Here is a 12,751-nt window from a genome sequence, read left to right on the forward strand (position 1 = left end):
CCAACTTCCCCTGCAGTCACGGTCTTCACGCTACGAGGGGAGGGACAGCCGCTCGGCATGGATGAGCTGACCGCCGTAGCCACGAGAGACATCCTTGGCGGAGCGTTCCTCGACCTCGGCGTCGGCTGGCCCACCAGGACTGCTGACTCGGGGGCGGCCGAGGTCGTGTCGCCCGATTAGGGACGGAGGATTGTGGTGAAGCCCGGTAGGCCGGAGTCGGAGTCGGGTGCGCCGGTGGTGGTCTCGGGTGTGACGGGTACTGGTGCCGTGGTCGCTCCGGCCTCCCACTCAGGGCCCTGCCATGGGGAGGTGTCCGGTGTACGGAGGGCACTGCTGAATTCAGGCAGGGCGTGGCCGGTCGGGGTCTCGGAGGTGTCTCGGACTGCTGTGGGCCGTGCTCGTTTCAGGGCCTTCTCGAGGCCTGAGATCTCCCTCTCATTGATTGTGATCTCCTGCTCATTGCGGGGGTTCGATGCGCGGGCCCGGTCGAGGGCTCGTTGGAGTTGCTCGCGGATATCAGGGGTTTGGACCCGGTATATGTGCGGATTGCGGTAGTGAGCGCTCGGATCGGACGTGGGCTCGGGATGGTGGTCTCCGGCCGCGGAGGTTGCGGGAGGCGGTGCCTGCGTACCCGGGGCTACGTTCATGTTGTGCATCACGGTGGTGTCCGACAAGCCGGTCAGGGAGGCAAGAACGGCGAGCAGGGTGGGGTCGTGCAAGTCGCCCAGAAGATTCGGCGCGGGCCAGTTGGTGGATGCATCCGTCGCGGACTCTGCCGGAGTATTGTCCGCAAGGGCCAGCAGAGAGTTGAGGAACGCGGTGGCCTGCAGGTCCTCTGGTATGTGGTCGTTGTCGTTGTTGGTGATGTGACCCATGGGGTTGAGCGGTGCGGAGAAGTCCAGGGTGGAGTCGAGGCTGAATGAGGCGGGTGTGTGGGGGGTGAAGTTGGCGTCGGGCTCAGGTTGCACCGTGTGGAGGAGGTCGAGGAAAGACGTGGGCTGGGGCTGATCCGCGGTGCTGTATGGCTCGGGGGCGGCCAACAAGTGGTCCTGTCCGGGGGGCTCTTGAAGGTCTTGGTGGCCCAGAAGCCAGTCGAAGTCGCCGCCCAAGTCCATAGGGGTGTCGTAGGGAGCGCTTTCTGGTTCCGTGGCGGTGTCTTCGGGGGCGGTGGGTGGTCCGGCTGTGTGTGACGGATCCGTGTGGTGGGTGGCGAGCTGTGAGTCGAGGGGGGTGTAGTGGTTGCCCTGCAGGCGTATGTAGAGGTGATGGGTCGGCGGTGGCTGGGGTGTGCTGAGTGGGATGGGGTAGGCGATGACGTTGTAGGCACGCAGACGGCCGCGGTAGCGGTCGACGATCCTGATACCCAGCTGGACGTTGAGAGCCGAGGCCGCGATGTTGGCGACGAGATCGCCGGCCCTTCCGGCCCAGTCTCCGTCGGTGGTGATGGTGCGCAGGACGTCGGTGTAGCTCACACGCACGCTGCCGAACTGCCACTGGTCGATCCACGGCTGCACCTCGCGTTCATTGGCGCGCATCCAGTTAGCGAGACGGGCCCGCAACCGGAGTACCCCAGCCGGGCCTGCGTCCTCCCTCAGAAGAGTTAGGAGAGTTGCGTAGAGACAATTCCCATCGGCTGCGATGTCCGGATACGGGACGGCCGGTGGAGGGTCCGCGATTACTTCGTCGGCGCTCTCGTCCAATGCATCGAGAACGCGTGTCCCTTCCGGGGCGGCACCGAGTTGCTCCAGGGTATGAGGATTGAACAACTTGACACTGCCGTCGGAGAAATACGATACCTCCCACAACGATGGCCCCGCGGAATTGGGCAGCTTCAAGAACACAAAATGCGTGAACACACTCTCACTACCAGCCGACCCGCTCTGGCCGCCCCGCGCCACCCCGGACCCAGACCCTGTTGCCGACTCTGGAGCGACAGACTGAACGGGGGGCTCGAGGGAGCTGCGATCTCTATTTTCTGCTACACCATCGGGTACTAGGTGGATTATACTCGGATGTTTGTTGTCGCTGAGGATGTCAAAAACCCGCTGCGGCACCACTCCAGGTTTCTTCGTCTTGGTGGCATATCGAATAGTAGAGTAAAGGCGTGGTCCAAAATCTATAACATTGGACTTACCGCTGACTCCGATGTCTTGAAAAGCTCGCTGCGTAGGAGTTCGGTCGGGGTTTAGGCTGTACCATTTTGCAACAGCTTCACTGTACTCCTCATTCGAAAAGCGTGGGCGTGCCCCTTCGGAGCTCTTCCCGCCCGAAGCGGTATCGGGCAATCGTCGAACGCGGGATACTCCTGCATGGGTGATCCGACTCTCGGCCTCGGTTTTCGCTGTAAGGTGAACTACGCCCGGGTGCTTGTTGTCGCTGAGAATATTGAAAATCTCGCGCGACACCACTCCCGTCCCCCTCCCTTTGGAGGCCTTTTTAATAGTGTCATAGAGGCGCGGACCGAACTTAATCAAATTCGACTTACCGTTGACTCCGATATCCTGGTAAGCTCGCTGTTTGGGAACTTCTTTGGGGTGGAGAGAATACCAATGCTTGATGGCTGCGGTGAATTCATATTCGGAAAAAGTCGGGGCGGTGCTCCGCTTCTTTGGGGTGTTTGATTCGAGCCTGTCGCCGTGTGCAGTTGACTCATCATTCGAATTTCCCCAGTGCATTTTCATTCCGTCAAGCTCGTCCAGTACGATTTGCCATGCAGAGTCCTCACTTTCCCTCCCCTTTCGGCGTATCCGGAAGAGCCATTGTCCGACTTGGAGCGGCTCGCCGGAAACTGATTCAATGTGATTGGCGGTGACATTTGCCAGAGTTCCTTCTCTGTTGAAGACTCTACGAGCGGCCTCCAATAGGAGTGCGGTCTTGTCCAGTTTTTCCCAGCGCATTTTCATTCCGTCAAGCTCGTTCAGTACCGCTTGCCGGCGCGGGTTAGGGCTCGTCCTTCCCCTTTGGCGCACTCCGTGCAGCCATTGCCCGACGGGGACTCTCTCACCGGACACCCGCTCGAAATGGCTGGCCGGCACGTTTTCGATGGTTCCTATTCTTTCGTAAATTTGGCGTGCAGCATCCAGGAATAGGCGAATCCTGCCACCCGCTTCGGTCCAGTTCGCGCCCATCGCGTCGAGTTTATTCAAAATAATCCGCCTATTCGGATGGGTGCTTTGCCTACCGTGTCGGCGAATACCATGAAGCCATCGTCCGACAGTGACGTCCAGGTCGGCCATCCTTACGACATCTGAATATCCGACGTATCTGAGAGTTCCCTTTTCCTGATAAATTTTCTCGGCGGATTTCAATAGTAGGGAGATGGGTATTTTTGGTCTATATTTGGGTTCTCGGCGCAAGTTGAGGCGGTCGAGTTCGGCGGCTACGACTGGCTCGATAGATATCTTGTTGCTGCGGATCCGGTGGAGCCATATTCCAAGGGCGACGTTATTGCCATCGACGTTTTTCTCGACATGTGAGAAAGAGATGTCATGGATGCTGCCGTTGTGAACGGCAGCATATTTGCGGGCGGCTGCCAGATAGATGTCGGTATCGAGATCGAGCGTGACACGGGCATAGACCTCCAAGTGGTACCGCTGGCGGAGGATGCGGATCTCATTCGGGTCAAGCTCTATTTCGTACGTGTTGCGGATGTACTCGTACACGTCGCCGACAGATGCTTCGGGGTTCTGTGCGATGACGCCGTATAGATCCTGGGCATCCTCACCTGCCAGGGGGTCGAGTATATTTCCGCGGCTGATGAATCCCATCTCGACCTGGCCGGTGATCCATCGTTCGTGTGCGAGAGGGCCCAGGGTGTTTATTGTTTGAGTGCCGGCGGGGGCGATGAAGGTCGACACTGCGAGCGCTGGGACGGGGGCATGGACGTGCGAGGCGGGTGAGGACTGAGATCCGGATCCCGGCAGAGGGGCGTGCAGGTCGGGAAGGTGGAAAACGGTAGTCTCGTCGTCATTGATATCAGCAGAAGGATCGAAGAGTTCCTCGGCGCTGACCGGATCATCCTCTTCCTCCACGCCGTCAAAAAGAGGATCGAAGGGCTCTGGGGAGTTGACTAAGCCTTCCTCTCTGCCGGGGGGTTCTGCATTTTGATCACCGTTATGCTGCGAACCAAGGGTGTTGTTCTGTTCGTAATCGGTGGTGACGGGTACGGAGTCAGTGTGCTGGATGGTTCCGGGATGTTTGGTGCGTGCTCCCCCGAGCGTGCGGGTGGGGTGGCCGACGAGAAGGAACTCGGCTGTCCTGCGGGAGACAGTGATGGAGTTGCGCTGGTTGCCGAGGGTTTCTTCGGCCAGGTGCGCAAGGTTGATGAAGGCTTTTTTGAGTTCGAGTCTGTGGCCGAGTCCGTGGTCGTAAATGATGGCGGCGACTTCCGCGATGGCGTCGGCGATGTCGTGACCGAATTCGGCTCGTGCTGTGGCGGCTGCCGCTTTCATGATGCCGATGACTTTGGTCGGGTCGGGAAGAGGTGAGCCAAGCAGTCCGACCAGCTCGTTGTAGGTGGTGACGGCGATAAATGTGTCGCGTGCGAGGTCGGTGGGACTGTGGCTGGGTGGGCTCGATGGGGTGTCCGGGATGCGGGCCAAGGCGGTGTCGGGTCCCTGCAGACGGGTCTCGAAGCCGGGCAGGCCGATGTCGTCGGTGGTGAGGTGACCGGCCGCGATGCGGCGGCCGTCCTTGGTGTGGCCGTGCCTGCTTCCTGGGTCAGTGCCGTCGGTGGCCGTGGTGGCAGTTTCCGTCCGGACGGCGGCCCTGGACCTGTCGGCTGCGGCGCCGTGGGCGGGAGCGGGGCCGGAACGCGTGTCATGGAGCTCGACCGTGATGGACAGGTTCTTGTCACGGGCGAACTCTTCGAACCGCAGCTTGTGCTCATGCACCGTCGGGTCGAGTCCGTCGTCCAGGAGCACCACACGGTCGAGCGCGTCCCGCTCGACACCGCCGTGGATCTGCGCTTCGAAGTACCCGCGAAGGCGTCCCGGCAGGGTGCCCGCGTCACGGAGGGCACGAAAGGCACTGTCGTACCGGAAGTCGGTCGCCTCGGCGAAGGCCAGCCGGATCAGCTGCTCGGGGCCGTGGATGAGCAGTGGCAGCATGTTGCTGTGCCCGGTGACGCTGCGTGCGCCCGAGGACTCTTCCCTGAAACTGTCCCAGGGGGTGAACGTGGACCGCTGCATCACGTCGCGCTTCAGGTGCAGGACGGCCATGCCGTACTGCGGCAGGCCGCGTGGCCGGTACTTTGAGTTGAGGGCGGCGTAGTTCGGCAGGTCCGCCATGTCCTCGGGCGTGGGAGCGAACGCCTGGCCGGGCGTACCGGGGTAGTTGCCGGACGCCTCCCTCGTGCGCTTCACGGATGCCGGCAGGCCAAGCGCTTCCTCTGCCTGGCCGCGTGTGACGAGATAGCCGGCGTCGGCCGATTTCGTCTCCCACGCGTTGCGCAGCAGGTGCCGCCCCCCGGTCATCGAGTCCAGCAGCGTGCTCCCGTCCGGCATCTTCATTTTCAGGTCGACATTGATAGTCAGCGAAAGGTCCTCGCGCAGGTGCCGGTGGACCGCCGCGACGAGCTCGTCGGCCTCCCCGCCTTCCAGCGGGTAGTCCTTGGCCCAGGCCCACCGGTCGCCGCGGAGCTTTGCGACCAACTGGTCGGAGTCCGCGGCCAGGCCGCGCAGTGCCCTGCGCTCGGCCATCACCACCGCCGCGAGCTGTGGCATGCGCAGCTTCCGCAGCTCGTGGCGGCCTTCCAGAGCGTGGAACAGTGCGATGTTCTCCTGGAGGGACGTCTGCTGCCGGAGGAGGACCGGTCGCAGCGCGGAGTCGTGACCGGCATGCGCGAGTGCCTTGTCGAGCACATCCTGGTGGCTCTGAAGGTCGCTCGCGTAGGCGTCCCTGCCGTTGCCGGCGGGCCTCCCGTAGGCCGTCGCAGGATCGTCCAGCCACCGTGCCACGGTCAGATCCTGACCGCTGGGCACCAGCACATGCCCGGTCTGCCCCTTTGCGAGGCCGATGACGGTGTGGGTTGCGGCCGGAACATGTTGCACGGACTGCACGATTCCTTCGGGAGCAGGAGACACCGCGTTGGTCCGGCCCCCGCCGGGCAGCAACGAACGCAGCCTCTTCGGCAGGCGAGGTGCACCTCCGCCGAGCCCGTATCCGCGGTACGACGGAGCTTCCGGGAGCGGTGCGCCACCGGTCGCTTCCGACCAGTGCGCCTCAGCCCGCTCCAACATGGCCTCGGCCCGTCGCACCTCCTCCCGCGACTCGGCGTACCGCGCGCCGTCGGCCTCCGCCGAGGTCCCGACTCCGTTGACGTACCGCGCCTGCAGCTCGTCCCGGACCATCTGGGCGGCGGCCAAGTCGCGGCGGGCTTCGGCGAGAGCCTCCGCCGGGTCCGTATCCGGCCGTGTGCCCGCGGAAGGCAGGTCATCCGGAGCGTGCCGCCTGCCGGGCGCCGGCGTACCCGATCCGTCGTCGACGAGGTCCGCAACCCGAACGCTGTCCGGGAACTCGGCATGCGCGGACCGGACGAGGTGGACGGCGAGCTGATCGGCCTGCGCCTTGAGGCCGGTCCTGGTGAAGGCGGCCCCGCGACCGGCCTCAACGACCGCACGGGCAGCCTCCATCCTCGCGGCCGGCACCGCGGCGTGCCCCATCCGCCGCAGTTTCACGTTGACCTCATGGAGGAGGTCCGCGTCCCGCGACAGCCGGTGCCCGGCGGTCGACGCGGCAGACGGCAACAGCGTCGGTTCCGGATGCTGCGGCACCGGGACGCTGCCGTCGACGGGGATATGCACCTCGTCGGATGGCCCGGCCGCCACCCGGTCCCCGTTCACCGCGGGAGCGTCGGCGAACGCGTCGTCCCCCACCGCGTCCGCTCCGGTGTGATCTGGGTGCGGTGTCCCGCGCTGGGCGCGCGTGCGGTCGGGGCCTGTTACCGGGCCGGTTGCGTCGGCGGTCGTGGTGGCGGGTGTCGGGTCGAAGGCCTCTGCGGCTGTTGCCACCGGCCCCTTCCGCGAGGTTTCCGCGCTGTGTGGTGGTGCTTGTCTGCCGGCGGGGAGGCGGGAGTTGTCAGTGTGGGGGACGGGTGAGGTGTTGGGGGAGGCCAGCGGTGTGCTGCCGGGGGTGGGAACGTGACCTGGGACGAGTTCGGTGGGGAAGTCGGCGAGGCCGGTTCCGGGAGTGGTCGGGGTGACACTGGTGGCGCGGGGTGAGGGGATGTCCGGGGTACGCAAGGCGTCCTCGGAACCGTGCAGGCCGCTGCCGGCTGCGACTTCGGTGGTAGGAGTGGGGCGTGCTCGTTCGAGGGCTGCTTCGAGAAGGGCGATCTCCTTCGGGTTCGGGTGGGTTTTTGCGCGCGCGTCGGCGAGGGCTGCTGTGAGCTGGTCGGCGAGGTCGGGTGCCTCCACCTTGTAGACCATCGGGTTGGAGGTGAGACGGTTGCGGTTCGCTCCGAGGCGCTCCCTGACGTCTAGGAGTATTCGACGGTGTGGATTATCTTGAGATGCTTCCTGCCTGTACATCTCCAACGTCTGGGTGTGTGCGATTGAGGCCAGGTTTGTCAGGCGCAGATGATGGGCGCGCATCCCGTCGGCCTGGACGAGACGTTCTCCGTATGAGCGGACTTCTATGACCGCCCGTTCGACCGTCACATTCCGGCTTGTTCCGGGTACCGTCAAACCGATGCGATCAAGGTCGCCGAGTATGTACGTCTTCATGATGTCATTCATATGGACCTTGGACGGGTGGTTTTCCGTCAGGCCACTCAGGAAATAATCGCGCAATTTGAGCTCGGAATCGCCGGGAATCCCGATGTCCAGCGCCGATTCAGAGCTTCGTGTCGGATCCGGAACTCGATGATCGATAATGCTCTCGAACTCGCGCATAATGGATTCGCTATGATGCGAGAGAAACCATCGGGCGCGTGGATTGAGGCTCATATACAAGTCATCGGGTTCGTGCCGCGGCAGGACAGCCGCATGCGCCTTCGTAAGCCTCCCGTGGATATCTCTGGCTGAGTTAACAATTACAGCCCCTACGATGTAGTGGAGCGCGACTACGCCCCGGAGTTCCTGTACATCGCGCAATGGTGCATTGACGAAATGGCTCATGTCGGGGACGACGTCAGGGACGGAGCCAGTTGCCAGGAACGCCATGTACCGACCCGCGACCCTGGTGGCGAAGTCCAGGGCGTCACTCAAATGGCGTTGCGTGAGATAGCCGTATGATTCGTTGCGCCAGGTTCCGTCATGCACTGCCGATAGAAAACTTGGAAGTCCGGCGAGAGGGACGCCGATATTGTGGTGAACGTGCGCACCTCCTGGGTCGCCTATAGGTCGTGAAGTCACGGACATCCGCTTGCCGATGGGTGTGAGATTCCAGCCCGATTCGCGCGGAAATATTTCCCTCAGGGGTATGCCTGGGTGGGGCGCGCCCGCGAGGAGCACGTTGTCGACATGAGTCTTAAGTCGTTGTTCCAGGGAAGCGTAAAGATTGATCCCGTCTTCGAGGTTTTCGTACATTTCGCCCGGAATATTGTCCATTATGCCGGGGATTATTTCCAGAATGGTAAATTCTCGTTCTTCTCCTGTTCCCCCCGATTCCTTGGCGCCCTCTCTGGTTCGATATATATCGCCTCCCCTCCCGAGATAGAGAGCCTTGCTTTCCGTGATGATTCGCGTTCCGCCGGGTCCCGTGGCAAGAAGATCCCCGGCGTCTTCCGACAGTTGCACGCGGGGACGGGGGAAGAGGACATTGTTGATCTCGGCTTCAATTGATGAGCCTCCACCGCCCAGTCCGCCGCGCCGGTCTGATGCCTCAGGAAAATCCTGTCGGAATTGATGGATGGCGGCTTCGGCGGCGGCGTGATCGGGCGTGTCGTGGAGGTGCAGAGCGTTGTCCACGTCGGCGACGAGTTGTTCGAAGTGCTCGCGATGAGGGAGGGGGTGGGCTGCGACGGTGCTGTCTTCGATGCGGACGTGCGGCCGTATTCCTTGGCGCTGAATGTAGGCCAGCGTGTGGTGCAGGCGGTGGTCGTGGACCGAGGGCGACTCTGTGGTGCCAGCGGTGCGAGGTGCGGAGGTGCTGGGCCCTTCCTGCTGGTCCCCATCAGATGGTCGGGGGTGGGTGGTGCTGCTGAGGGCAGGGAGGGTGCCGGGCGTTTGCTCGGCGACTTTGTTGACGCCGCGGGAGATCGGGTCGCCGTATCGGGAACCTGCGGCTGGCGCGACTCGCCCCCGGTCACTGTTCGCCCCAGAATCACGGGCCCCGTTCGTGGCCTTTTCCGCACCGGGTTCGAGGGCCTGCTCGAGCTGGTGGACGGGATCCGGGCCGGCACCTCCGTCGTCGCCCATGAGTGCGTGGCTGGTCTGGATACGACCTTTGTGTGCCACTGCGATCTCGGGCTGTGTGCCGACCCGGGATGCGCGGTGGGGGAGGGCTGCGAGCAGCTTGCGCGCGAGATGCGCGGGTTCGAGGTGTGGGGCCCGGCCGGCGGCGGCAATGATCTCGGTGTCGGTGACGGCAGGAAGGCCCACGGCTCCCAACGCGAAGCGGGTGAGTATGAGAGTGCGCGGGACATTGGCCAGTGATGAGGCCAGGAAGTGGTTGGTTCCTGGAGCCTGGCGGAGGATCTCGCGGAGACTGTGGTGGTAGTGCGGCTGGGTGAGGTCGGTGACAGCGAGAGTTGCGGAATGCAGAACCCTGTGGCTATCGAGCTGGTGTTCCCCTCGAGCCGCACGTGCGTGCCACTCCTCCTCGAACATCCCGGCCAGCAGATCACGCTGCTGCTGGATGTCCTGGGCTGCGAACAGAGGCGCAGGAGTTTGCCCCGGTCGGCTATGTCGAGCCAGTACAGCGCTGATCTCCCGATCAGACACCGACGGGCTGATGCGGCGGGGGAGCGCCTGACGGGTCTCGAGAATAAGGCGCGGCAGATCCGCCGCTTGCGTGGCATATGAGCGATCAACGGCAACGATTTGATAGTTTTCGCTAGCACCGAAGAGACTGAAGAGGGCACCTTCATACACATCGTGATTGCTGAGATCCAAGAATCCGTCAAAGACCATCCTCAGGAATACGGAGCTGTCGGGCAGCGGAAGTCCTTTGCCCAGCCTCTGGTCCCATATTTCCCCGAACATTCGCGCCGCAAGCGCGTGCTGATGGGCAATCTCCTGAGCAACCTCCTGCGGCTCCGGCTCGGGATATCCGGCCAGGGCCTGTCGCTCCAACGCCGCATGTATCTCAAGATCGGAAACGAAATCACCGATACTGTTGGGCAGCCGAAGTCGTACTCCCAACGTCGCCACTGCGAGGTTCAGCCCGTCCGCAACCTGGTAACCGGACCAGTCCTGCCCCGCCAGAAGAGCGACGACCTCATCATCCGGCTGTCCCGACAATCGAGAAAACCGGTTCATGAATTCTTGCGTGTCAGGAACGAATTCTCTGTTCCGTGCCGCAACCGCGGTTGCGGCACGTGCGTAGATCCTGGCAGTCCCGCCTGTGGAACCATCCATTTGGATCACGGCGGCGGCCAGTCTGCCAAATCTTCCGATCGTGGACCAGTCGCTCTTCATCCAGGATACGAAATTGGCCCGGAGTGGTGCATTTTCCCGCAGATATTGAGGTGCGTAGCGGCCAAACTTGTTGGTGTCGGCGAGATCCTCAGAAGCGTTTGTTTTCGCATAGTCGGTGATCGGCGATTCTATTGCCTCGTTTCGCCTTCCGTCCGGGGTCCAAGCGCCTGCCCGCGTGCCGAACCATTGCACGGTGTGATCGAGCGCTGCCGCGATGCGTTTGCCCGCCTGTGATGGCGTTTCGTTTCCTACTCGACGAAATACGTCAGGGTAATTTACGATCAGCTCCCTGACTGCAGCCGCATGTTTGGGCTTCACCCTCCAGAAGTACTGGTGAGTCAGGAAAGCCGTGATGGTGAGTTCGAAGTCCCTCCTGGGGGTTGCTGCGATTTCCAGCCCGTCCTCCAGTGGATCTTCTACTCCGTTCCGGAATCGCTCTTTGAATACAGACAAATATTCTCTTTCGGCCAGGGCGTGAGACAGTTCGTGAACGGCGATCCCTGCAAGCCGACCCGGCGCGTTCGTCGAGTTGCTCTGGGCGTAGAAGTTGATCAATTTTTGTTTCGGGAAGAACTGTCCCAGGATGCGAGGCTCTGCCGCCTTTTGGTGTATTCCGCTGGTCACCAGTCCAACAGTGTGAACCTCTTGTGGGGCCCTTTCGGCGCGCCGCCGGGGGCCGAGGAGTGGTTCGTAGTTCCTCAAGGCATCGACCAGTTGCTGCAGTTGTTGCAGGCCCCAAGGTAGTGCCTGGATTTTGGCCGTCTCGTTGACCGGCGTGCCCGGGTTGTCCGCCAGCACTGCCCAGACTCCGGCTCCGGAATCCAAACGGATATGAAACTCGTCGTTCAGCATTCGCTCGAGTCGTTGCGCCTCTGTGAGGTCCGTCGGGCTCATGCTCGACGCGAAGTGACCCACGCCTGGCGGTGTGGCGGGCATGCCGGATGATCCCGCCGCCGTTCTTGTCGCGGCGTCTGTGATCGCCCAGGCGGGCCGTTTCGAAGGCGCGTCGGCAGGACCGGAAGCGATGATGCCAGGGCCGATAGCGGCCCGATCAAGGTCTGCAATCGTTTGATCGCGTACATGGGCAGGGCCACCGACGAGGATGAAGCCAGTGGTGATCTGAGCAAGTCTGATGGTGTTGTCCTGACCTCCGAGACTTTCCTCGAGGGTGTCCGCGACACTTTCGAGGGCTTGGCTGAGCTTCTCGGTGTAGCTCAGCCCGTCCTCGCCCACGCGGTGTGCTACGTCAAGGATGGCGTTCCTGACACTGTCGCCGTACACATGTCCGGCCTTGTAGGCCGCGGTCTCGATGACCCGCCTGAGCGTGCTGTCTCCAGACGCAGCCAACTGCTCGCTGTACCAACTGTGGAGCCTGTCGAACGCATCCGCGGCCACGCGTCTGCCACGCACGGTGCGGGACCTGCTGGCAGAGGTGTGCATGAGCGGGGCCGAGCGGACTTGTGGCATTTCCGGGCCCGCCTCGTTGGAGGGGCCAGAGGGCAAGGTTTTGTCGCCCAAGGGTGCTTTTGTCTCGAAACCGGGCAGACCACCGTCACGGGTGAGGTGGCCGATGCCGGTGGGGCTGTCGTCGCCCCGACTGGTGCGGTCGAGATTGGGGTCCGCTTCGGGGCTGGGGCTGTTCGTGGTCGTGGCTGCGGGTGTTCTTGCGGTGGTGCGGGACGGGCCGGATCCGCCGGTGGTGCGGATACCGTGTTGTTCGACGGGGCGGTGGGCTCTCGCTGGGGTCTGTGCGCCATCGCCGTCAGCGGGGGGAGCTGCGCCACCTGAGGTGCTGCTCGTGCCAGGGCGCGACATGGTGCTCGGGTCGGTGGTGGTTCGGGAGGTCGCCCCACCAGCGGGTGCCGTCCCGGGGGTGCGGTGGAGGACGGAGTCGAAGTCGGCTTTGGTGGTGATGGGGTGGGTGGTCAGGGAGGCGCCGGGCCAGCCGCCGTCCTCGGCGGCGACATCCCCGGTCATGTCCTTCGCCGTGATGTCCTCTGGGGGGATGCCGTGCACGGCGGCACCGCCGTACCCGTCCGCGGCGGTTACGGGTCGCATGTGGAAGAGGTCGTCCGGCCCTTCCGGCCCGACTCTCGACGGGGCGACACGCCCCGTGGCGGGTGTGGTGGTGCGGGTGGTGGTGTGGTTGCGGGTGGTGTTGAGTTCGTTGT

Annotated in this window: 1 protein-coding gene; it reads right to left on the reverse strand. The window is 63.1% G+C overall.

Going from position 1 to position 12,751, the window contains the following annotated elements; translation table 11 throughout:
- Positions 1–176: 176 nt before the first annotated feature.
- Positions 177–12,596: a hypothetical protein gene (locus ACZ4O3_RS42245; RefSeq protein WP_467727685.1), complete on the reverse strand. Its 12,420-nt coding sequence runs from the start codon at positions 12,594–12,596 to the stop codon at positions 177–179.
- Between the last annotated feature and the right edge of the window lie 155 nt (positions 12,597–12,751).

Source organism: Streptomyces sp. NPDC026515 (genome assembly GCF_055567595.1).